Raw genomic sequence first — 23676 nt, forward strand, 5'->3', positions numbered from 1 at the left:
TTATGAATTAAAGAATTAGCTTTATCAAGGACAGAGACAATTTTATTTTGAATATTAATATTTGGTAAATCAATTTTAAAATTTTTAATACTATTAATGGAGATATTTCTAATTATTGCTTCTTTAGCAGTATCTGAAATTTTCTGTGTTTCATATGATAGTTGATAAAAAATCCAGTCAATGTTTACTTTATTTGAATCCTTCGATGTTATTTTTAGTATTCTTTGATTTAATAAAGCTTCGGGTCCATTCCATTTAAAAGTTTTGATAGTTCCTGAAATACTCAGCAACAAATCTCCTTTGTTAACAATATACTTTTTGTCATAATACTCATTCCAATGTACAAAATTGTTATCGTTAGAATTCATGTTATTTATCCTTATTATAGGTATTCCGCTGTCTTGGAATCTACTAGCTTTCCATGCATTTCCAGACAAAAAATCACAAATATCTTCTAACTTTACCATCATCCTATTAAATTATTTAATTCTTCCATATCGGCTAAAATTTCATTTTCCAATACAATTAATTTTGCTAATATTTCTTTAGGGGGATCATAAGTTTGCTCGACATAAACATATTCTTTATAGCGGTTATAACTTAAATCTAAATCATTTTCTTGTATTTCAGATATTGGAACATAAAAATAAGATTTTCTATCTTTAATTTTGGATTTACTTCGATTATTAAATTCTTTTACTGTTTCTGGTAAGGGAAAATCTTTTAATCTTCTACGATTATCATCTAAAGAATAACCATCACTTTGTAATTCATAAAACCAAACTCTTTTTGTATTCCAATCTTCACTATTCTCTTTAATTTTTGTAAAAACTAAAATTGCAGTTTTTACACCAGTATAGGGTTTAAAAGCCCCACTTGGTAGAGATATTACTGCTTCTAAATTATTATCTTTTAATATGATTTCTCTTGTCTTTTTATGAGCATTTGAACTACCGAATAAAACTCCTTCAGGAATTATTACAGCAGCTTTTCCTTTAATTTTCAACATTGATGAAATCCTATCTAAGAATAATAATTCACTTGAAGCAGAATCAACTCTTAAATTAGAATTTAAGTCATCTCTATCTAATTTTCCAGTAAACGGAGGATTTGCAAGAATGATATCATAAAAATTAGTTTCATTATATGACTTACTTAGAGAGTCTTTATAATCAACTTTTGGGTTATCTATTCCATGCATTATTAAGTTCATTAACCCTAATCGAACCATTGTAATATCAATATCAAACCCATAAAAACTTTCATCTATTATTTTTTTTGTTTTAATATCTAAAATTGAAGAATACGAGCCAATTTCAAATCCATCTTCATCTTTTTCTATATTAATATTTCCATTTTTTCTAGCTAAGTCAGTAATTATAAACTGGTAAGCTCCAAGTAAAAACCCAGATGTTCCACAAGCAGGGTCTGCTATTTTATCTCCTAATTTTGGTTTTACCAATTCTGCCATTAGTTTTATTATGTGTCTTGGAGTTCTAAATTGACCATTTTTACCTGCCTGTGCAATTTCACTTAAAAGCATTTCGTATACATCTCCTTGAATATCTTGAAAATTATGTCCTTTTTCTGTCGCATCTTTCTCAATCTCAATAAATATATCGTCAATTTTACTTATTGCTTCAACTAATAGTGATGGCTTCTCAATTATAAAAACAGCATTTTGCATATACTTTGTAAAAGGAGAGGTTTCACCATTTAAAGTTTTAATAAATTGAAATACATTGTATCGGACATGTTGTAATAAAGCATCACTTGACTCTATTGTACTAAAATAGCTCCATCTTAATTCCGACTTAGGTCTTTGAGTTTTATTTTTTGATTTTTTTTCAGCTTCTGTTTCGTTTAAAATAAATTCTGGTTTATATTTTCCAGAAAATTTAGATGTATATTTTTTACCTTCTTTCTTAGCTTCATTTTCTCTTTTAGTTTCTATTTCATCCAATCTTTTCATGAATAACAAATATGTTATTTGTTCAATTGCTGATAATGGATTTGAAATACCTCCACCCCATAGAGTATTCCAAAGACTATTTATTAATGATTTTAATATAGGATTGTTGTTTAGCATAATTAATTATTATTTGAAGCTTTAAACCAATAGTAAAAAGCTTCTGGGTTACTCTTTTTTAGTTTATTTAGTTTGTTATGTTGCGGGTTTTCAATTAACCAATCTTTTATTTCTAATGGATTTTTGAATCTTTCTATAGCTGTCAATTTTCCTAATTGTATAAGTTTTGCTAGATAAGCCACTTTTGCTCCTGCGGTTATAGCTTCATCAATGCTGAATCTGTCAATAGTGAAATTGGTAAAATTTCTAATACCTTGTTGCAATTGATTGAATTCTTCCGACTTGCTATTTCTTTCAAATAAAGTGTAACAAGTATCTAATGTATCAGCTAAAACATTATTGGCATTTAAGTCAAGTTTTCTGAATCCTATTTCTTCCTGAACAACTTTCATATAGCTATTTATAACTACCTCCAAGTTTTCTATATTGTCAAAAAGAAAAGCAATATCATATAATTGTTTTATTATTTCTGTTGGACGGTTTTTAGAATATAATATCCCAGTAGTTCTTGGCGCAAAAGCAGTTAGTTTATCACCTAAAAGAGCTTCAAATGTAGGCATACTAATAATTACATCTTCTCCTGATGTTGAAATCCAAGAATGTTTTATGGGTAATTCTCTAATTTCAGGATATGGATTAGGAGTATATAAAATATCTAACAAAATTGGTTCAACATTACCATCTACAACACTTGTATAATACACTTTGAAATGTCCTATTGGAGCATCAGGAATATGTTTACGGTCATTATCATCTTCCCATTCACTAAATATTTTTTCTTTTACAATTTCTTGAATAGCCGTTTTTATATCTTCTTCCAAATGCTCAGTTATGATATCAATGTCAATTGAAAATCTTTTTGGAACTTCTGTTGCCAATAATAATGCTGTGCCTCCTTTGAATGTAAAACGCAGTCCTTTTAATCGAAGTTGTTCCAATAATGTTAATGCCCAGATTACTTTTTCAATAAGTTTGGGGTCAACACGCCTGCCTAGCTTATCTTTCAAGCTAGTTATCCATTCAATAGTATGCGTTTCTTTGTTTATCATTTGTATAATATTGGCAAAAATTAATTTATTTTGCCAAAGTTGTATTTATTCTTTTTTGTAATTCTACTTCTCTATTTCTTCGAGAGGCATATCGTTTCATTTTGGATTCATTAATTGTAAATTTCTTGTATGCTGATTTAAAAATATAATCCAATTCTCCTTGTTGAGCAGAAAATAAATTATCATCAATCAACATATCAACTAGCATTTTTTCAAGCATTGGAACATTAATATTACCTGTTTTAATTGTTGGCGATTCTGAGTTTAAATTTTTAACTATAATAGCATCATCAATTGAATTAATATACCTATCAAAAAACAAACTATCCGGATTAAGATATACATTTTTGAATTCAAAACTCAAGTTTGTAAAAACCTGTTCAACTGCACTTTTTTCTACTTCTACAACAATGAATTTTTTGAATGGTTGATGCAACATTAAATCATTTAGCCATGAAGTATTCCACACACAATAATCCACAAAAGGGTAGTTCTTGGTAATTCTAGAAGCTATTTTTTTCAACTTAGTATCTACTCTAGGATGAAAAACCCTTCTGTTTTCTAGCGTATAAACACCTCTTGTTACATTATTAATAACATCATTTTTCTTTAGGCGATATAGATAAGTATTAATGGTATTACTAGACCAACTAGGAAAATCTTTTTTTAATTCCCTTACAAGTTGATCACGAGACAAGACTTTGTTGTTCTTGAAGTAAACCTTTATTTTATTCTCTATGTTTTTTGGCATTTTATTGACCTTGAAAGGATAAAGATATAAAAAAATATTTAATATGTATAATTTCGGCAAAAAAAGCAATGTTTTGCCAAATAAATATTTTAAGGTTATTGATGAAATTTAAATATTTCTATTGTTTATAAAATAAAAATTTTTGAAAAAAATTTAGCCCCATTGGTTTTACACACACGCAACCCTCCGCACAAAACACCCCCGCCACTTCTAAAACCCACTAAATACCCCCACTTATTTGGAGCAAGAAAAGATTTCTTGTGCCATATTTTTTTCATTCAAAATTTTAGCTTACATAAATTCAAGGTGATAGTTGTAATTTTTGAAGTTCTGAGGAGTGTTTAAAGTTTGGCAAAGTTCAACTCAAAAAAATTAAATCAATGGTACGAATTGTAAACTATTTAAAAAGACAAGCAGAGGATGGTAGAGAATTCTTTGTTTTAGAAATTTCGGGAGGTATTGAAATGGTAAAAAGCCAAACCTCAAATCAGTTTTATGCAACTGCTAAAAAGGCATTTATTTCATCAACATTTGATGAGCAAACTTGTAAGGCTCTTATAGGTACTGAAATGTCAGGTAATGTAGTGAAACAAGAATGTGAGCCTTATGAGTATGTAAATAAAGATTCAGGAGAAGTAATGATGTTAAGCTACAGATATGTTTATACACAAGATGAAGCTATTACATCTAAAGAAGACAAATCTATTCATAGACTTCTAGCTGAAGAACATACTTTTTCAAGTAATGGGCATCATAAAGAAGAATTTGTAATGTAAAAAACAACAGTGACAAAGTGATAAGTTTTTAAAGAAGTAAATGAGAAAAATCATTCCGTAAATATTAGTCTTGACTGAATTAAATATTTTTCTGAATTTTAATTTTTACTCGTTTCTACTTTTTAGAAATAATATCACTTTGTCACTTTTTTATCCTATGGAAGTAGCTGAAATTAAAGTTTCCTATTCAAATACTAATCCTGATAGAGTCCAAGTCACAAATAGCCAAAAGATGTTTGAAGTGATTATGAAACATTGGGATTTAGATATTTTGGAGTATCAGGAACAAATGAAAGTAATATTGCTCAATAGGGCAAATATTGTATTAGGCATCTATGAGATGTCTAAAGGTGGTGTATCAGGAACTGTGGTAGATATCAGAATTATTCTAGGTGTGGCTTTAAAATGCAATGCATCAGCTATTATTTTAGTACACAATCATCCAAGTGGTAAGTTAGTACCAAGTGAACCTGATAAATCTATTACAAAAAGATTAAAAGAAGCTTGTAATTTGCTTGAAGTGTATTTACTAGACCATTTAATTATATCCAAATTTGGGTATTACAGCTTTGCAGATGAGGGTACTTTGTAACATATATTTAGGATGCTGTTACAAATATCTGTGCGAATGAATGTGTGAATGGGGAGGCTTTTTCGGGTATTTTTGATTAGCTTAAAAAAAATCAAGATATAATAATATAGCCAAAAGTTACAATTCAGGATTATTCGACTTCATTAATTCCTCCATTGTAATTTCAAGACCTTCACAAACTTCCATTAAGTAAAGGTAAGTTGGATTTATGCCACCTCTCTCTAATCTTGCTATTGACTCTCTATCTTTATTAATCTTATGCGCAAGCTGAGCTTGAGTCAAACCTTTTAACTCCCTTATATCTTTAATTTTTTTACCAAACTTTTGAAGTTCTTGTTCTTTATCCATTGAACAAAGTTTGGGCTTTGTAATAATTTTTAAAGGAACGGATGCGTTACGTTTGGATATATTTTGTATCTATGCATTATTATAGTATTTGATTGTAAAATATAAAAGTGTGTATTATGAACATAACAGAAAATGAGGACACTAATCCAAATGAAAGCTACCAAGAAGTTATCAAACAGATTCTAAAAGAGTTTGATGATGAGTTGGGTAGACTTGCCACTTTCAATGACTTTATTGAAAAACAAATTAGATTAAATGGGTATGAAACCACTAAAAATGATTATTCAGATTTGTTAGATACTTGGAGAAGTACCGGTAGGGATTACAATGCAGATGACACATTTTGTAAGTATTTCATAAATACAGAAACAAATAAAATAATACCACAATAATAAAATGAGAATTCATCTTAAAATCCTTCTAATAGCTACAGGAATGCTTTTGATTAGTTGTAATAATACAGATAAATCATTGTTGGAAGTTATACCAAAAGACTTAAATTCTCTAAAAAATATTTTAAAGTACTTGGCTATAATTTATATTCAAATGGCTTTAATTAGAGTTGTTCTTAACTTGATTTTTGGAGTTAAATTAAACATTAATTTAATATTATTTCTACTGTTTTTATATATCTATTTCTCCAATCAATTTGGATTTTTTAGATTATTTGTAATTACATTTTTGCCTAACATTTTTTACTTGATTTATCTCTATCTTAAAAAATTATATTCTGCTAAATGATAAGTAAAATTTATGAACTGCAAAAAAATCAACCTCTAAAAGTAAAGCAAATTAAAACTTGGTTGGTTGAAAATGAAAATTATGTAAATTTCCTTATTAGTGAAGCTAATTGCAGAAAATGGGTTGAATGGCTTCAAGAAAAATCTATTCATATTTACCCTTGTGTATGTTCTAAAAGAGAACAAGACTGCATATTTATTGAAACCTATTACCAATTAGATAGAGTTATACAACTACATCAGAAAGAGGAATACTTTAATATCCTAGTACAAGAATACAGGCAAATTGATACTGATAATGTTGCTTTGTCTAAATGGTTCAATAAATACAAAAAGTTAGCTTCTGAATTAGCTTTTGATACAGAAATATCAATTATGCTTGAGATAGAGCCCTATAAAACTTCAAAAATCAAACTCAATGAAAATGAGTTCAAAAACATCATTGAATTTCAAAAAATATTCAATGAATTAGAATACAATCAAATCATTAAATAATTCCAAAATGAAAAAATCTATTTTACTCTTATTCATTTTATCAATTTCATTATTTACAATTAGCTGTAGTAATGATGATAATGAAGCCAATAACACAAATACAATAGTACCAAAAACACTATTAGTTAGTACAAGTGTTCCTAATAATACATATGTAACGGTACAGATAAAAGACAGCAATGACAATATTCTTGAAACCAAAAAAGATTCACTTCACGCTCATTTTATTTTTAACATAGATAAGGGCTCAAAATTTACTTTGACTATGTCTGTGCCAAGTCAAACTTTTGCAGGTTCGTATCAACTTACAGAAGATTATGGAAATATTATTTTAGTTCAAGATAGCTTCACAAATCACTATAATTCATTTAGTGCTACTAAAAATTATTAAGCTATTATTAATGAAATTAAAATGGGGCTAAACAGCCCCATTTTAAATATTACTCTAGAAGTATATTTTATCATCTGAATATCTTAATCCGTTGGGAAATTCTCTAATTTGAAGATGTGGTGGGAATTCATTCATTTTACCACCTTTTTTTACATCTTGTAAATTATTTTCAATCGCAATATGTGTTCCTAGTTGTTTTACAAAAACAGGAATATCATATGATTTTAAATCATCAACTAAAATTTCTATCCAATCTAATTTACACTCTCTAAAACCATAATCTCCTTCCAACTCTCCACTTTCTCCACCAATAATTGCCCAATCAATAGTTTCTAAATGGCTTTCAGACAAATTTATTTCTTCTAACAACGGTTCGAAACTTACAAACTTAGTTTTACTTGGAATATCTTTTAATACGTCTATTCTGTTAACTCTATTTTGATTTTCTACAGAAACACCAATCCAAACATTTTCATAACCATCACCCCAATCCGAAGGTAAACATTCTAATATTCTCTCAGGTCTCTTGGTTAATATTTGATATACGTGAGGGGTGTTTTTTATTATTTCCCAAACCTCTGGTCTCCATTGATCAGCTTCTGAATTGAAAAAATCTGACCAAGAACAAGTAAATATTAAAGTTTGGGTTTCATTGCTTAAGGGCTTATAAAAAGTTTCTGGTTTTGATTTCAATACAATTGATGGGTCAACCCCATCATTGTATCTATCTCTGTACATATAACAAAATTTGCAGCCTTCTGAAATCTTTTTACATCCATACCAAGGATTGTAAGTTCCTCCTGTCCATTGAATACCTGTTTTACTTATCATAAATTTATTTTTTAATTATTACTTCGAAATATTGTTTCCCATTTGATTTTTTGTGGTCAAATTGATGACCTCTAAAATCTGCCCATATTGTTAACCATTTTGAAAACTGATTTGGACTTAACCCAAAAAACTCAGGTTTATATTTTTCTCTGAACTTCGCTAAGAAATCTCTTTTATCTATCCTACAATCCTCCTTAATCTCTTCATCCATAAATTCTACAAACTTTGGATGAGTTTCAGTTTTTAATCTATTATCAATTAAATTGATTGATTCAGGCTTTATTAATCCATACTTTAAATAATCCTTACAACAGATTAACATAAAAGAATCAAATTTGCTCCATTCATTTTCATCCCAATCATCAAAAAATCTATGACCAAATTCTTGAAACGGGGTTAGATGCTTGCCGTAGTGAGAGGAAATTTCAAATTCTATCTTTCTTCTTTCTTCTGAAAACCCCCTAACTCCAGAGACCATATAATTTGAACTAATAAGAATTTTGGGTGATTCAGAAAAAGGAATTACTTCTTCATTTTTGAATTTTTTCTCTAAAGAAAAATCTCCTGTAATAATCGCATAGAGACTTTCGAAATCAAAATCCTTTTTTACATCATCAAGAAAAATTACTTTATGATGTTTTTCAAGTCCGCTGAATAAAAAGTTTTTATTAAAATTTTTCCCTTCTTTAAAATAATATGGAACAATCATACCAATCCCTTTTGCAAATAATGATTTACCTTTTCCTCCTCTAGCTTCTTCTTGGTTTAAATCCATATCTTCGTCTAACAAGATTATAGCTGGACTATTAGTTTGGTCTTTAAAAGAATGGAGCATATATCCAATAACACTTCTTAAACTTGCAAATCTTTCAAGATTTTGACCAGCAAGATTATTTACAAATTTTGCAAATACCGCTTTTCTACAATCATTAGTTGGAATAAATGGTCTATCGATTATTTGATGCTTCCATACATATCCCTCATATTCATTATATGGCACTATTGAATAGTTCTCACTTGAAATTTTAACAACACCATTTTTATAAAAGAAGTGGGCTTCATTTGAATTTCCATTATTGAAATCAATTTCAATTCCTTTTAAATTTTTAATTAATGAACTTGAAGCATAGTCTTTTTTTAGAAATTCTTCATACACAATTTGATGATTAGATTCTTCAAGATGATTTCTTACTTCATCTGCTAATCTATAATCTTCAACTAACTCTACTATTGAATTGTTACTCACTTTTACCAATTCAAATTTTCCATTTTTGAGTATTAATTTTCTATACCCTAAATTTTCCCAAAAAGCCAATAGCTTTGTTTTTTCAATTATGACTTTTGGATTTCCATTGTTGGGAGCAACCTTATAGAAGCTCCCGTTTACATTGTCATTTGTCATTCTTTAATTTTTTTTAAATTATTAATTACTTCTTTTTTGATTTCTTCATTGGATGGTTGTTTATTGCTGAGCATCCAATTCATTAAATCTTCCCTTTTAAAATAAATTAGTTTCCCGTTGGGTTTGTAGAAACTAATAGCTCGTTGGTGAGTTAACTTGTACAGCATACTGGCAGATACATCCAGCAGAGCTAATGCTTCCTTGAAGCTTAAAACTTCTTTGGCAAGCCAACCCAAATTCTGAGTGGGTTCTTCAATGTTTCCCACTTCTGTTGCGAAATTTAGATTTTGCATTTTATCAATATTTCAATGAGCGTAACAGGTCTTTCCTGTTATCCGATGCAAAGAAAATTCAGAAATAAAATGACATAGCTTTACCATACCTTTACAGTAGTGTATAGGTATAATTGAAAATGAAGTAATTAATAATTAGTTAAAAATTGAATTTATGACAGAGTCAATTCTATCTTTTTGTGAAGGGTTACTAGAATTAGTAGATTTAGATTGTCTTATGTTTTTCAATCTATTGTTTGAGGGATCTCTAAACAAATAATGTATCTTTTTATTTAGGAGTGTTGAGGGAACATCTGTGATTAGTCCTTCTTCTATTAATTTTTCAATAAAGTAAAAGAGTGAAGATTTTGAAAAGCTACCATTTTTACCAATAACTAACCATTTGATACCATTAGTTACTTTACGCATGGTAAAAGCTTTTATAAAATCTTCCTTTGAAGATTCAATTAGAGCAGGGGATTGGATTAGTAAATCATAAAGTTTTTCAATGTTTGGAATTGTATCTTCAGGATTTAATGAATCCCAATTTAATGAATCCTCAGAATAATCTTCAATATCAATAAGGTTTGGAGAACTAGTATTAATAGATATTATTTTCTCAACTAGATATTTTTCTTGAATGTAATTTATTAAACCAACAATAGCATTTTTTACTATTGGTTTATCTAAATAAAGAGATTCTGTTTTTACAAATAAATCTTTTAATAATAGTATCTGAATATTTATGAACTCCTTTGGGCTAATACCATTATAAGAAATGCTTAAAACAATGCTGTCTAAAGATTTTTTGGCTTTAACAAATTCAGAGCTAATTGTAGAGTTGAAAGATTTATTAAAATCATAAGTAACTAATCCCTCGATTTGAGAATCTGTTGATTCATCATAGAAAAAATCCCAATAGGTAACTATTCCATTTTCATTATCAACTTTTTCAATCATTGAACCATAATGCTCAATTATTTCTGAAATATAAATTGTCTTAAGCTCATTAGATTTATCTTTTTCTAATAAACTTTGAAAGTATTCTAAAGGATTTTTGTTTACATTTTCCACAAATCAAATGTAGTAAAAAGAATAATAGTAATGTGGAGGTAAATAATAATTGTTGTACCTATGTTGTACCTGTATAAAAAGAGAAAGGCTCTACATTTCTGTAAAGCCTTTGCTCATCTAAGCTCCCCCTCTTGGGCTCGAACCAAGGACCCTCTGATTAACAGTCAGATGCTCTAACCAACTGAGCTAAGGAGGAATCACCTTAAAAGGTTAATATGTTTGCTAAAAAGTTGCTCCCCCTCTTGGGCTCGAACCAAGGACCCTCTGATTAACAGTCAGATGCTCTAACCAACTGAGCTAAGGAGGAAGATTACTATCTTTTTAGCGAGTGCAAATATAATTGAATTTTTAAATCCTCAAAAATATTTTTTCACTTTTTGTAAAATTATTTTCTACTCAAGATATCCATTACCCATTGATAAATATCTTTTCCGAATGTAAAAGCCATCAAAGTCAACAAGATAACCATTCCCGCAGTTTGAACATAACCTGCAGCTTTATCCGATAATTTTTTTCCTGTAACCATCTCAACAATCGTAAACAAAGCATGCCCACCATCTAAACCAGGTATTGGAAGCAAGTTCATAAAGGCTAAACCGATTGAAAATAACGCTGTAAAATTCCAAACGAACTCCCAATCCCACGTTTCAGGTAATTGACGTGCAATTCCAATTGGACTTTTAATTTGTTTATAAGCTCCTGTTTTTGGTTTTAATATCAGTTTAAACTGTTTTACATTATAAACTAACATTTGCCATGATTCTTTAATTGCTGCTGGAATCGCCTCAGAAATAGATAAATGATTAATTACTTGATATTGTTTTTTATCAAGAGCATTGAACATGATGCCTAATTTACCTTTTTCATTTACTTTTGTTATAACGTCCATAGCAACGCCATCACGAACTACTTGTAAAATAATTTCTTTGTTTTTATTTGCCTTCAAATAATCTGTAAATTCATTTAAAGTTTTAATTTTTTGTCCTTGAACACCAACAATACCATCCTTATTTTGCAATCCTGCTTTTTCTGCATTAGAACCCGATTCCACTTCTTGCACATAAACATCTAATAGTCTTGTTCGCAAATTAGGAAACACTGTTTCGCCAATTCCAATTGAACCCTCTTTATTGACGGGAACAGAAATTACAGTATCTTTCGCATTTCTAGTAATGATAAAATCAACTGATTTATTTTTATTTGCTTTTAGGTAATCTTTAATTTGGTCAAAATAAACAAACTTTTGTTCTTTAATTCCTTTTATTTGATCTCCAACTTTAAAATTGGATTTTGAACTGATACTATCAATTGTAATACCTTCAGAAATTTCAAATCTTGGTTTCACAAAGTTTTTACCTTCTGAACCTAATATCTCTCCAATTTGTTCATCTGTTAAATGAAGCTTAACTTGTTTTCCGTTTCTTTCAACAACAACTTCATTACTTAACAACACATCTACGATTAACCAATTGAATTTAGGCTGTAACTTTCCATCAACTGAAATAATTTTATCTCCGTTTTTGAAACCTACTTTTTCTCCAACTTCACCAAATGCCAATCCATTTTGTTGTAATTTTTCAGATGAAATATATTTTTGTCCAACTGATGCATACATTATGGTATATATCAACCATGCTAATAAAATATTAACGATAATACCCCCTAACATTACAATTAAGCGTTGCCAAGCAGGTTTTGAACGAAACTCCCATGGTTGTGGTTCCGATTGCATTTGCTCGGTATCCATACTTTCATCAATCATACCAGAGATTTTTACATAACCTCCTAGAGGCAACCAACCAATACCCCATTCTGTTTCACCTATTTTCTTTTTTACTAAAGCAAATCCAGCATCCATAAATAAGTAGAATTTTTCTACTCTCATTTTAAACATTTTTGCAGTAATATAATGTCCGAATTCGTGAAGAATAACTAATACGGAAAGAATAAAGATTATTTGAGCAAATTGAATCATTTTAAATCTATTTGGTATTAAAACGACAAAAGTAAGGTTTTCACCTTACTTTTTATCATTAATTTGTGATTAGACTATTTTTTTATAAAATTTTTATGAAATGTACCTTGTGAAGTCACAATTTTAGCAAAGTGCACTCCTGAGTTTAAATTAGAAATATCCATATCTTCATTTGTGTGGATTGCAACTAATTGTCCAAGTGAATTATAAATTTCCACTTGAACCAACTCAATATTAGTTGGTAATTGAACATGTAACTGAGTATTACTTGGAATAGGATACAATGAAATAGTACTTTCCAATTCAAAAATATCATTACCTAGAGTTACAGTATTATTTTTAGAAATAATATGTTTGTTAGGATCAAATTCTACACCTGTTACTGTGAAAGGAACAGAAACTACAAACTGTTGTCCATTGGAGGTATTATCTATGACAACATCGTGTATTACTCCTCCAGCCCCTGTAAAACGAATTTGTAATGGCATTTCAAAAAAAGAAACACTAGCATCTGATTGAGTTTGATTCACTGTGATTTTTGCTTGACCTGCTCCCCAATTTTGTGCTACTATATTGTATGAAGGGTATCCTTGATTGTATAACCAATCATTAAAAAACTCAGTTAAACTGCTACCATATACATTTTCTAAATGAGATTTTAAATTTGTAGTAACAGCATATCCATAAGCTAAAGAAGGATCTGCTAAATAATTCCGTAACGCTTGAAAAAAAGCAGTATCTCCCATTTTCCATCGCAACATATGAGTAATCATTGAACCTTTGTTGTAGGTTAAACGACTTGAAAAAATTCTGTTTACATTAGTCAAGTCTGAATCTTGTAAATAAACATATCCTGCAGTCTGAGAGGTTATATTAGTAATTTTATCTGCTTTCCAAGAAACAAATGCTGCAGCTCCATCGAGATTTTCATAAACCAAACCAGCCATATATTCTGTCAAACCTTCATTCAACCAAATATCTTTCCATGTTCCACAAGTAATTTTATCACCAAACCATTGATGCGCCATTTCGTGTGCAATTAAATCTCTACCAAAACTTCCCATAAAAGAAACGGTGGTGTGCTCCATTCCTCCTCCCCAACCAAATTGCGCATGACCATATTTCTCATTTCTGAAAGGATATGGTTCCAATATAGATTCATATAAATTAATAATTGTTGGTGTTGTTCCTAATTGTGTCGCGGCTGTTGCAGAACTATAACTCTCCGGATACAAATAATTTATAATTGGAAAATAAGGACTTATAAGTGTGCCGAGACCTCCTTGTTGATTATATATTTGGTAGTTTGTCACCGCAATGGCTACTAGATATGCTGGAATAGGATAACTATGCTTAAAATACGTTGTTTTATTAGAACCAACAGTAGTTACACTTTGTTCAAATCCATTTGCTACACTCACATATGCAGATGGCGCTGTGACGTATATGTCGACCATATTAACTTTATCATTCAAATCTTGTTTACAAGGCCACCAATCCCTAGCTCCATAAGGTTCTGACAAAGTAAAAATAACTGGAGTTCCATTGTGAGTACTTCTAGTAAAAGCTCCTTGAGTTTGAGGAGGTGAACCCGCATAAGTAATAATAACCGTTGCGCTATTTCCAGCAGATAAAGTGGTAGGCAAATTAATGACTAACTCATAATTAGCTTGTGAAAAAGTTAAATTAGCACTATTCATAGTAACGGAACTTACTACTAATGCTGTTGCCATATCAAAAGTCACCGTGCTCATATTGGATAAAGCTGTAAAAGTTGTTTTTACTACTCCACTAATATAAGGTGTCGTGTTATTTGGATCTACTGTAAAACGCAATTCATGATAAGTAATATCATAATTTTGTGTATTAGGGTTTACCTGAAGATTCATTGTTGTAGCGGCTGATTTCATTTCGGCCTCTACCATCCTACTAAAGTCTTCTTGATTTGTCTGAGAGAAACTCAGCAAGCAATACAATGAAAATAAGATTGGGGTAATTTTTTTCATTTTGCAACCAATTAAAAAGTTCTGTTTATTAATATATTAAGCGAAAATACTAATTTTTATTAGAAATTTTCAAAAATATCAACAGCAGCGTTATCAATTTAGCAAATGTTTATCTTAATTCATTACTATTTTAGCACAATTTAGTACATTTGCTATCCAAAATTATTAATCATGTTACAGGTAAATTTTATTAGAGAAAACAGAGAAGAAGTGATTAAGCGCTTGGCTAAGAGAAACATCGATGCAAGTGCTACCGTAGATCTTGTGATTGAATTAGACGAAAAAAGAAGAGCTACACAAGTAGAATTAGACAATCTTTTAGCAGAATCTAATAAATTATCCAAAGACATTGGTGAATTGATGAAATCTGGTGAAAAAGCAAAAGCCGAAATTTTAAAACAAAAAACAGCTCAATCAAAAGAAAAAGTAAAAGAATTGAATGAAGTTTTAAGTGCAACCGCTAATGAACTTCAGGAAGAATTATATAAATTACCTAATGTTCCTGCTGAAATTGTTCCAGAGGGTAAATCAGCAGAAGATAACATCAATGTGTATCAATCTGGTGAAATTCCAGCCTTATTTGAAGGTGCCTTACCACATTGGGAACTAATTAAAAAATATGATATTGTTGATTTCGAATTAGGCACAAAGATAACGGCACCAGGATTCCCAGTTTACAAAGGTAAAGGAGCTAAATTACAACGTGCTCTAATTTCTTATTTTTTAGACAAAAATATTGATGCTGGTTACCAGGAGTTCCAAGTGCCACATATGGTAAATGAAGCATCTGCATATGGAACGGGACAATTGCCTGATAAAGATGGACAAATGTATCACGATGCGAAAGACAATTTATATTTGATTCCAACAGCAGAAGTACCGGTTACCAATATTTTTAGAGACGAATTACTACAAGAGAATCAATTACCTATTTTGTGTACAGGCTACACACCATGCTTTAGAAGAGAAGCAGGTTCATGGGGTGCCCATGTTCGTGGTTTAAATCGTCTACACCAATTTGATAAGGTTGAAATTGTACGCATTGAAAAACCTGAAAACTCTTATGCCGCTTTAGATGGAATGGTAGAACATGTAAAAGGAATTTTAGATGAATTGAAACTGCCTTACAGAGTGTTGCGTTTGTGTGGCGGAGACATGGGATTTGCTTCAGCGTTAACCTATGATTTTGAAGTATTCTCAACGGCACAAGATCGTTGGTTAGAAATTTCATCTGTGTCAAACTTTGAAACCTTCCAAGCTAATCGTTTAAAACTAAGATTCAAAGATGCAACTGGTAAAAACCAATTAGCACATACATTAAACGGAAGTTCACTAGCTTTACCAAGAGTTTTAGCTGGAATCTTAGAAAATTATCAAACACCTGAAGGAATTATAATTCCAGAAGTACTAAGAAGATATACTGGATTTGACATCATAAACTAATCTGATTAAAGCAACTTCAAAAGAGTTGCTTTTTTTATTCTCTTAAAAAAAAGCCAACAACACACTTTATTAACCTAATTTTGTTATTTTAGTGGTTCAATTTATGAAAAAAACAGCCTATATCCTTATTTTTCTTTGTTCCTTATTAACATGGGGACAAAACGAACAATTAGCACAAAATTACTTTGACAAAGGCGAATTTGACAAAGCAGCTACTTTATTGGATGAAATTGTAAAAAAACAACCTGGTAACACATTTTTTGTTCAAAAATTAGCAGCAAGTTACCAGCAACTACAACAATATTCAAAAGCAGATCAACTTTTAACAGAAAAATATAACCAATACAAGTTACCAAGTTATTTAGTCGAATTAGGTTATAATTATCAATTACAAAAAAACCAATCCAAAGCTGACTCTTATTACGAAAAAGCATTCAAAGAAATTGAAAAAAACGCAAACTATGCATATAGTATAGCACAAGTATTTGAGCAAAAAACCTTATTACAATGGGCCTACAAATCTTATGAAGCAGGCCAAAAAGCCAATCCAAATATGAATTTTGATTATCAAATGGCTTTGCTACAAGGACAAATGGGAAATTTAGAAAGCATGACAACAAAACTATTTGATTATGCATACGCTAACCCCAATGCCTTGGTAAATGTACAAAACCAACTTTCTTATTTTCTTCAAGAAGACACAGAAGGAACTTTTTTAGCTTCATTGAAAAAAGAATTATTACTTAGAACACAAAAAAATCAAGATGTTTTTTGGAACCAGTTTTTAAGTTGGCTTTATATTCAACAAAAAGAATATAGTAAAGCGTTTATACAAGAAAAAGCTATTTACAAACGTAATCCTCAATCTTTTGAAGACATCATTCAATTGGCACAATTGTGTATCAACGACAATGACAACGAAACAGCCAATAATATTTTTCAATTCATTATTGATAATACGAACGATGAAGAAACTATAATTGTTGCAAATTATTACATCATAAAAAATCAAATTGAGAAAGCTAAACCCGAAGAATACTTAGCAATACAACAAAAACTAGACAACCTATTAACTCAATTTGGAGATTCTCCTTATGTTTTAGATCTTAAACTGCTTTCTGCTCAATTTTATACCTTTAATCTCAATCAATTTTTGCAATCAAAAACTATTTTAAATGGATTATTAGAAAAACCATATAACATTAGGCAAAAAGCAAAAATTAAAATGGAATATGGAGATATTTTAGTGTATGACGAAAAATTTAACCAAGCTATTATTTATTATGCTCAAATAGAAAATGATTTGCCTAATGATGAAATGGCACATGAAGCTTCTTTTAAAATGGCTAAAACCAGTTTTTTCAAAAAAGATTTTGAATGGGCTATGAAACAAGCAAAAGAATTAAAACAAGCATCAACTCTATTAATAGCTAATGATGCTGTAGAATTATTTTTACTCATTAGTGATAATTCAGCGGAAGATTCACTTCGTGTTGCTCTACAAGATTATGCAAAAGCTGAATTATTAGAATACAAAAACAAACCAACCGAAGCGTTAACTGCTTTTCTTCAAATCCTAGAGAAACATAAAGGTAATAGTATTGAACCAAGCACGATTTATCGCGTTGCCCGAAATTATGAAAAACTAGGGGAATACAACAAAGCTATCGCGTATTATGAACAAATTTTAGCCAAACACAAAGATTCTTATTATATAGATGAAGCCTTATATTTTAGTGCCGAAATCTATCGCAAATATTTAAACGAATCTGAAAAAGCAAAAGGCTATTATGAGAAAGTTGTCCTAGAACATCCTGATAGCATCTATTTTACAGCTTCCCGAACTCAATTTAGAACACTTCGAGGCGATAAACAAGCTGGAATATAAAGTTTCTTATCTTTGCAAAACAATTACAATATTAAATAAAATGAAATTTAACACTAAAGTAATACATGGTAACCAACACCATGATCCTAGTACAGGAGCTGTAATGCCTCCCGTATACCAAACTTCAACGTTCGTTCAAACTAGCCCTGGAAAGCCTTTAGCTGAATATGAATACAGTAGAGCAGCTAACCCTACAAGAACAGCTTTAGAAAATGCCTTGGCCAGTATTGAAAATGGGACTAGAGGTCTAGCTTTTGCTTCTGGATTAGCAGCAACCGATTCGGTAATGAAATTATTAAAACCTGGTGATGAAGTAATTGCAATGGATGATTTATATGGCGGAACGTACCGAATGTTTGCTCGTATTTATCAAGAATTTGGCATCAAATTTCACTTTGTCGACATGAATGATTTAGTAAAATTTGAAGGCTTAATCAATGCCAACACTAAATTGGTTTGGGTAGAAACGCCAACAAACCCTTTAATGAAGTTAGCTGACATTGCCGAAATCGCTAAAATCACTAAAGAACATAAGTTATTATTTGCCGTTGACAACACGTTTGCTACGCCATATTTACAAAAACCACTAGATTTAGGTGCTGATATTGTAATGCACTCAGCTACTAAATATTTAGGCGGTCATAGCGATGTGATTGCGGGTGCTTTGATTGTAAAAGACCAGGAATTAGGTGAAAAATTACATTTTGCTCAGTTTGCAACGGGCGGTACTTTAGGTCCTCAAGACAGTTATTTAGTATTAAGAGGAATCAAAACCTTGCATTTACGTGTACAAAGACATTGTGAAAACGGAGCTAAAGTAGCAGAATTTTTAGCCAATCATCCTAAGGTAGCACGTGTATATTACCCAGGATTAGCAAGTCATCCGTTCCATGAAATTGCCAAAAAGCAAATGATTGGCGGATTTGGTGGTATGGTAACCTTTACTTTTAAATCGGGAGCCAAAGCAGACGCAATTGATTTCTTAGAAAAATTAAAAGTATTCACTTTAGCCGAATCGCTAGGAGGTGTAGAATCGTTAGCCAATCATCCGGCATTAATGACACACGCTTCCATACCGGAAGACAAACGAAAAGAAATAGGTATCACAGATGATTTAGTTCGTTTAAGCGTTGGAGTAGAAGACATCGACGACTTATTAGCTGACATCGCACAAGCCTTGCAATAAATACTCTGAAACTCGTCTACAAGGCGAGTTTTTTATTTTAGGAGAACCCACTTGGGTATGAAAGAAAAATCCACAAGTTGTCCGCATTCGTTTTTTAAGGCTTCGAGAACCTCAGCTTGTAAAAGAAACTTAAAGAAAGTTCCCATCTAGTCTATACTTGACGTATTTTGAACTAAAGACATAAAAAAATCCCAATCTTTCGATTGGGATTTTGTATATAAGAAAATTGAAAATTATTTTTTCTTTCCTTTTGCAGCTTTCTCTGCTTTTGCAGCCTCTTGAGCAGCTTTCATCGCCGCACGAGAAATCTTCACTTTACAAACAACCGTATTATCTGGGTGTAAAATTTTGAAGTTGTTAACTGGTAATGAAGTAACATATAATTTGTTACCCATATCTAAATCAGAAATATTAGCTTCAACGAAATCAGGTAAATTAGCAGGTAACGCTCTTACTTTTAATTTACGTTGGTTTACTTGTAAATCTCCACCAGCCATAACACCTTTAGAATTACCTACAAATTTAACAGGCACTTCCATAGTTACTTCTTTAGCAGCATCTAATTCAAAGAAATCGATATGCATAATTTTATCAGAAACTGGGTGGAATTGAATATCTTGTAAGATACCATTGAATTTTTTATCCCCTAAATCAATCTCAACAGTGTGAGCTTCTGGAGTATAAACTAATTTAGAAAATGACTTTTCTTCAGCAGAAAAGTGAACTGGGTTTTGTCCTCCGTAAAGTACGCAAGGAACCATTCCAGCATTACGTAAGGCTTTAGTAGACACTTTACCTACGCTTTCTCTTTCAGATCCTTTGATCGTAATTGATTTCATAAGAAATAAATTAAAAATTAAAAATTACATTAAAAACTTTCCACTAATGGAATTATTGTTTTGAACCATGTGCATTACTTCTGCAAATAATGGCGCACAACTCACTACTTTTATTTTGCTTGACTCTTTCTTTAAAGGTATTGAATCCGTTACGATTAATTCTTCCAATTTAGAGTTTTCTATTTTTTCATAGGCTGATCCTGATAAAATAGCATGTGTACAAATAGCACGTACACTCAATGCTCCTTTTTCAATCATTACATCAGCTGCTTTTGCTAATGTTCCACCTGTATCTATCATATCGTCAACCAATATAACGTGTCTTCCTTTTACTTCACCAATCAACTCCATAGTATCAATAACGTTGGCTTGTTTACGTTGTTTGTAGCAAATCACCACATCTGATTCCAAGAATTTAGAATAAGCATAAGCTCTTTTAGAACCACCCATATCAGGAGATGCAATTGTTAAATTTTCTAAATGCAAACTTCTCACATAAGGTAAGAAAATGGTAGATGCAAACAAATGATCAACTGGTTTTTCGAAGAAACCCTGAATTTGGTCGGCGTGTAAATCCATCGTCATGATTCGCGTCGCACCTGCTGTTTCTAACAATTTAGCTACTAACTTGGCACCTATTGGGACTCTTGGTTTGTCTTTTCTATCTTGTCTTGCCCATCCAAAATAAGGAATCACTGCTGTAATATGACGTGCTGACGCTCTTTTAGCGGCATCTATCATTAACAATAGCTCCATTAGATTGTCTGCACTTGGGAAAGTAGAACAAACTAAGAATACACGTAATCCGCGAATTGACTCTTCAAACGAAGGCTGGAATTCACCATCACTATATTTTGAGAACGTTACTTTACCTAACGGAACGCCATAATGATTGGCAATTTTTTCCGCAAGATACACACTTTGAGAACATGCAAATATTTTTGCTTCCGGCTCGTTGTATGACATTTTAATTTGTTGTTTTGTAGTTAGTTAGTGTTGTGTTGTGTAAATCGGGTGCAAAGTTAGTAATTAAAATGAACTCTGAAAGTAATTTTTTAAGTATTTTTAAGTTTGTTTTTTTATAAAGTTTTATATATTTGCAACCACAAACAAGCCATGGTGGCGGAATTGGTAGACGCGCACGACTCAAACTCGTGTTCTTCGGAGTGTGGGTTCGATTCCCACCCGTGGTACAAAGCTCAGTGAAAACTGAGCTTTTTTTATTTCAACTAAAAATAAAAAACCGCAATAAATTACTTTTTACTAATAACAAGGCAAAAGAATAATTTATTGCGGTAAGTAAATAAAACTATAGAATTACCAAATTTTAACGCGTTTATCTGGCGCTACATACATTCCATCTCCTGGTTTAATATTAAATGCTTTATAGAACGCTTCAATGTTTTGCAATGGCACATAAGCTCTATACATTCCTGGCGAATGTGGATCTGTTTTTACTTGATTTTTAATAGCCTCATCACGCATTTTACTTCTCCATATAGTAGCCCAAGAAATGAAGAAACGTTGCTCTGGCGTAAATCCATCAATCAATCCAGGGTTTCCTTTTTCTTTTAAATAAATTTGTAACCCATCATAAGCTGCATTCACACCTCCTAAATCTCCAATATTTTCTCCTAAGGTAAATTTACCATCTACATAGATACCAGGTAATGGTTGTAAAGCAGAATATTGATCAGCTAAAGCACCTCCTAATTGAGTAAATTGTTTTAAATCATCTTCACTCCACCAGTTAATTAAATTTCCTTCTGCATTGTATCTTGAACCTGAATCATCAAAACCATGTGAAATTTCATGACCAATTACACCTCCAATTCCTCCATAATTTACAGCTTCATCAGCTCTGTAGTCATAAAAAGGTGGTTGTAAAATAGCTGCTGGAAAAACAATTTCATTATTTGTTGGATTGTAATATGCATTTACCGTTTGAGGAGACATACCCCATTCTTCCTTATCCACTGGTTTACCATATTTTTCGATATTTTTCTTATTGCTCCAACGACTTAAAGCTAAATTATTTTCAAATAGAGTTCCGCCTTGCTCAGGTCCTTTTATAGTTAAATCGCTGTAATCTTTCCATTTGTCAGGATAACCAATTTTTACTCTAAATTTTTTCAATTTAGCAATAGCATTAACTCGAGTAGCTGGTGTCATCCAAGGTAAATTATTAATTCTATTTTCATAAGCTTTGAAAACATTGGTAATCATAGCTTCTGCCTTTTGTTTAGCCTCTGCTGGGAATTTTTTTTCTACGTACAATTTACCCAATGCCTCACCTAAAGCACCATTCACCTCTGCTAAGGCACGCTCTGTGGCAGGTCTTTGTTTAATCGCTCCTGTTAACGTTTTACTATAGAATTCCCAATTAGCCTTCTCAATAGTGGTAGTTAACTCATCTGAAGCTCCTCTTAATAAAGTCCATTTCATATAAGCTTTCCATGCATCTACTTGATTTTCTTTAAAAAGTTGATCTAAAGCCGTTAAATATTTAGGTTGTGAAACCACTACAGAATCTAACTTTGGTAATCCCATTTTTTCAAAATATGCATCCCAATTATTGGTTGGAAACATTTTTTGTAAATCTGAAACAGACATTGGATTATACGTTTTTCTTCTATCTCTTCTCTCTACTCGGTCTAAAGTAGGTTTAGCTAAAGAAGTTTCAAAAACCAAAATCTTTTCCGCATTAGATTTTGCCTTAGCCGCGTCATCACCAATAAATTGTAACATTCGTGCTACGTGAGCAACATACTTTTCTCTTTTCTCTTTATTATCAGGTGAATCAGAAACATAATAATCTCTATCCGGCAAACCTAAACTCCCTGTTCCTACATATACAACATTGCGATTACTGTTTTTTGCATCAGCTCCCACATAAGAACCAAAAAAACCGATACCTACCTCAGCTCTAAATTCAGACAACAAACGCATTACATCAGCGCTGCTTTTTACTTCGTCAATTTTAGCCAAATAAGGCTTTATAGGTCCGATTCCTGCTTTATTTCTTGAAACTGTATCTAAAATTGTTTTATACAAATTGACTGCTTTGGCTTGATCTGATTTTGGATCTAAATTTTTATTTGCTACAGCCTCTTTCAAGATAGCCATTACGTCATCATCCGTATTTTTGCGCAATTCATCAAAACTTCCCCAACGAGTTCTATCAGCTGGAATTTCAGTATTTTTTATCCATGTCCCATTTACATAATTAAAAAAATCTTGTGTTGGACTTACGGATTGGTCCATAAATTGGGTTTGAATCCCTACACTTTTGCTAGAGACAACCTGAGTAGTTTGCTGCTTAGATTTACAACTGTAAAAAGCAGTAGTGAGTATAAGAAGTCCTATACTTCCTCTAAAAAATTTTGTGTTCATTGATTGATATTAAAATTAAGGATTATATTGAATTTACAAATAAAAGAACAAGCATGAAATTTCACAAACGATTATTGTTAAAACTTACAACCAAAAAACAATTATTGTTGATTTTCAACATGTTGAACGAAACAAA

The 23676-nt window shown here is 31.1% G+C and carries 22 protein-coding genes and 3 tRNA genes; 9 read left to right on the top strand and 16 right to left on the bottom strand.

Translation table 11 applies throughout. The annotated features are described in order from the left end of the window. From QZ824_RS01050 to QZ824_RS01065, 4 genes are all read right to left on the bottom strand, one after another. Nucleotides 1-470 (bottom strand): restriction endonuclease subunit S (locus QZ824_RS01050; RefSeq protein WP_291274191.1); only part of this gene is annotated, 470 nt, incomplete at its 3' end. Further along, the gene (locus tag QZ824_RS01055; protein ID WP_291274192.1) at nucleotides 467-2089 is read right to left on the bottom strand and encodes a type I restriction-modification system subunit M; all 1623 of its coding nucleotides are present in this window, start codon (nucleotides 2087-2089) and stop codon (nucleotides 467-469) included. The genes QZ824_RS01055 and QZ824_RS01050, both read right to left, overlap by 4 nt. A 2-nt stretch (nucleotides 2090-2091) precedes the next feature. Beyond that, a complete protein-coding gene (locus tag QZ824_RS01060) occupies nucleotides 2092-3138 on the bottom strand; it encodes a nucleotidyl transferase AbiEii/AbiGii toxin family protein (RefSeq protein WP_291274193.1) in 1047 nt (348 codons plus the stop codon). Nucleotides 3139-3163: 25 nt separating this feature from the next. Next, nucleotides 3164-3889, bottom strand: coding sequence for a DUF6577 family protein (locus tag QZ824_RS01065; RefSeq protein ID WP_291274194.1), 726 nt, complete (start codon nucleotides 3887-3889; stop codon nucleotides 3164-3166). A gap of 380 nt (nucleotides 3890-4269) precedes the next feature. Here QZ824_RS01065 and QZ824_RS01070 point away from each other — a divergent pair, with 380 nt between their 5' ends. Together QZ824_RS01070 and QZ824_RS01075 are read left to right on the top strand one after the other, a co-directional pair. Further along, nucleotides 4270-4665 (top strand): hypothetical protein, encoded by a 396-nt coding sequence (locus QZ824_RS01070; protein ID WP_291274195.1) that lies wholly within the window; start codon nucleotides 4270-4272, stop codon nucleotides 4663-4665. Between the two features lie 139 nt (nucleotides 4666-4804). After that, on the top strand, nucleotides 4805-5257 hold the full coding sequence (locus QZ824_RS01075) for a RadC family protein (protein WP_291274196.1): 453 nt from the start codon (nucleotides 4805-4807) through the stop codon (nucleotides 5255-5257). 117 nt (nucleotides 5258-5374) lie between these two features. Here QZ824_RS01075 and QZ824_RS01080 read toward each other — a convergent pair whose 3' ends face one another. After that, on the bottom strand, nucleotides 5375-5605 hold the full coding sequence (locus tag QZ824_RS01080; RefSeq protein ID WP_291274197.1) for a helix-turn-helix transcriptional regulator: 231 nt from the start codon (nucleotides 5603-5605) through the stop codon (nucleotides 5375-5377). 116 nt (nucleotides 5606-5721) lie between these two features. Between QZ824_RS01080 and QZ824_RS01085 the strand changes: the two genes are divergently transcribed. From QZ824_RS01085 to QZ824_RS01095, 3 genes are all read left to right on the top strand, one after another. After that, nucleotides 5722-5997, top strand: coding sequence for a hypothetical protein (locus QZ824_RS01085; RefSeq protein WP_291274198.1), 276 nt, complete (start codon nucleotides 5722-5724; stop codon nucleotides 5995-5997). Nucleotides 5998-6342: 345 nt separating this feature from the next. Next, nucleotides 6343-6840: a hypothetical protein gene (locus QZ824_RS01090; RefSeq protein ID WP_291274199.1), complete on the top strand. Its 498-nt coding sequence runs from the start codon at nucleotides 6343-6345 to the stop codon at nucleotides 6838-6840. A gap of 7 nt (nucleotides 6841-6847) precedes the next feature. Then, a complete protein-coding gene (locus QZ824_RS01095; protein ID WP_291274200.1) occupies nucleotides 6848-7231 on the top strand; it encodes a hypothetical protein in 384 nt (127 codons plus the stop codon). A gap of 54 nt (nucleotides 7232-7285) precedes the next feature. Here the strand turns inward: QZ824_RS01095 and QZ824_RS01100 are convergent, their stop codons facing one another. The 8 genes from QZ824_RS01100 to QZ824_RS01135 form a co-directional block, all read right to left on the bottom strand. Beyond that, entirely contained in the window at nucleotides 7286-8062 is a 777-nt protein-coding gene (locus QZ824_RS01100) for a DUF5131 family protein (RefSeq protein ID WP_291274201.1), read from the bottom strand. A 4-nt stretch (nucleotides 8063-8066) separates the two neighbouring features. Then, nucleotides 8067-9464: a primase-helicase family protein gene (locus QZ824_RS01105; protein WP_291274202.1), complete on the bottom strand. Its 1398-nt coding sequence runs from the start codon at nucleotides 9462-9464 to the stop codon at nucleotides 8067-8069. Further along, the gene (locus QZ824_RS01110; RefSeq protein WP_291274203.1) at nucleotides 9461-9757 is read right to left on the bottom strand and encodes a helix-turn-helix domain-containing protein; all 297 of its coding nucleotides are present in this window, start codon (nucleotides 9755-9757) and stop codon (nucleotides 9461-9463) included. Before QZ824_RS01110 ends, QZ824_RS01105 begins: the two co-directional genes overlap by 4 nt. Nucleotides 9758-9892: 135 nt before the next feature. Beyond that, nucleotides 9893-10810: a hypothetical protein gene (locus QZ824_RS01115; protein WP_291274204.1), complete on the bottom strand. Its 918-nt coding sequence runs from the start codon at nucleotides 10808-10810 to the stop codon at nucleotides 9893-9895. Between the two features lie 122 nt (nucleotides 10811-10932). After that, nucleotides 10933-11006, bottom strand: a tRNA-Asn gene (locus QZ824_RS01120). 37 nt (nucleotides 11007-11043) lie between these two features. Continuing rightward, nucleotides 11044-11117 (bottom strand) — tRNA-Asn (locus QZ824_RS01125). 78 nt (nucleotides 11118-11195) lie between these two features. Further along, a complete protein-coding gene (locus QZ824_RS01130; protein WP_291274205.1) occupies nucleotides 11196-12785 on the bottom strand; it encodes a site-2 protease family protein in 1590 nt (529 codons plus the stop codon). 74 nt (nucleotides 12786-12859) lie between these two features. Next, nucleotides 12860-14791, bottom strand: coding sequence for a M1 family aminopeptidase (locus tag QZ824_RS01135; RefSeq protein WP_291274206.1), 1932 nt, complete (start codon nucleotides 14789-14791; stop codon nucleotides 12860-12862). A 171-nt stretch (nucleotides 14792-14962) separates the two neighbouring features. Here QZ824_RS01135 and serS point away from each other — a divergent pair, with 171 nt between their 5' ends. From serS to QZ824_RS01150, 3 genes are all read left to right on the top strand, one after another. Then, complete coding sequence (gene serS / locus QZ824_RS01140) at nucleotides 14963-16234, top strand: serine--tRNA ligase (protein ID WP_291274207.1); 1272 nt, start codon at nucleotides 14963-14965, stop codon at nucleotides 16232-16234. A 103-nt stretch (nucleotides 16235-16337) separates the two neighbouring features. Beyond that, nucleotides 16338-18122, top strand: a complete 1785-nt coding sequence (locus QZ824_RS01145; RefSeq protein ID WP_291274208.1) for a tetratricopeptide repeat protein — start codon at nucleotides 16338-16340, stop codon at nucleotides 18120-18122. A gap of 40 nt (nucleotides 18123-18162) precedes the next feature. Then, nucleotides 18163-19308: a cystathionine gamma-synthase gene (locus QZ824_RS01150; protein WP_291274209.1), complete on the top strand. Its 1146-nt coding sequence runs from the start codon at nucleotides 18163-18165 to the stop codon at nucleotides 19306-19308. A 233-nt stretch (nucleotides 19309-19541) separates the two neighbouring features. On the opposite strand, the gene QZ824_RS01155 is transcribed toward QZ824_RS01150, so the two are convergent. Both QZ824_RS01155 and QZ824_RS01160 read right to left on the bottom strand, forming a co-directional pair. Further along, complete coding sequence (locus QZ824_RS01155; RefSeq protein WP_291274210.1) at nucleotides 19542-20147, bottom strand: 50S ribosomal protein L25/general stress protein Ctc; 606 nt, start codon at nucleotides 20145-20147, stop codon at nucleotides 19542-19544. 24 nt (nucleotides 20148-20171) lie between these two features. Continuing rightward, nucleotides 20172-21113: a ribose-phosphate pyrophosphokinase gene (locus tag QZ824_RS01160; RefSeq protein WP_291274211.1), complete on the bottom strand. Its 942-nt coding sequence runs from the start codon at nucleotides 21111-21113 to the stop codon at nucleotides 20172-20174. 147 nt (nucleotides 21114-21260) lie between these two features. Between QZ824_RS01160 and QZ824_RS01165 the strand changes: the two genes are divergently transcribed. After that, nucleotides 21261-21340 (top strand) — tRNA-Leu (locus tag QZ824_RS01165). A 124-nt stretch (nucleotides 21341-21464) separates the two neighbouring features. Here QZ824_RS01165 and QZ824_RS01170 read toward each other — a convergent pair. Then, nucleotides 21465-23540, bottom strand: coding sequence for a M13 family metallopeptidase (locus QZ824_RS01170; RefSeq protein WP_291274212.1), 2076 nt, complete (start codon nucleotides 23538-23540; stop codon nucleotides 21465-21467). Nucleotides 23541-23676 lie beyond the last annotated feature (136 nt).

The organism is Flavobacterium sp., from assembly GCF_021151785.1.
In the GTDB taxonomy this organism is placed as follows: domain Bacteria; phylum Bacteroidota; class Bacteroidia; order Flavobacteriales; family Flavobacteriaceae; genus Flavobacterium.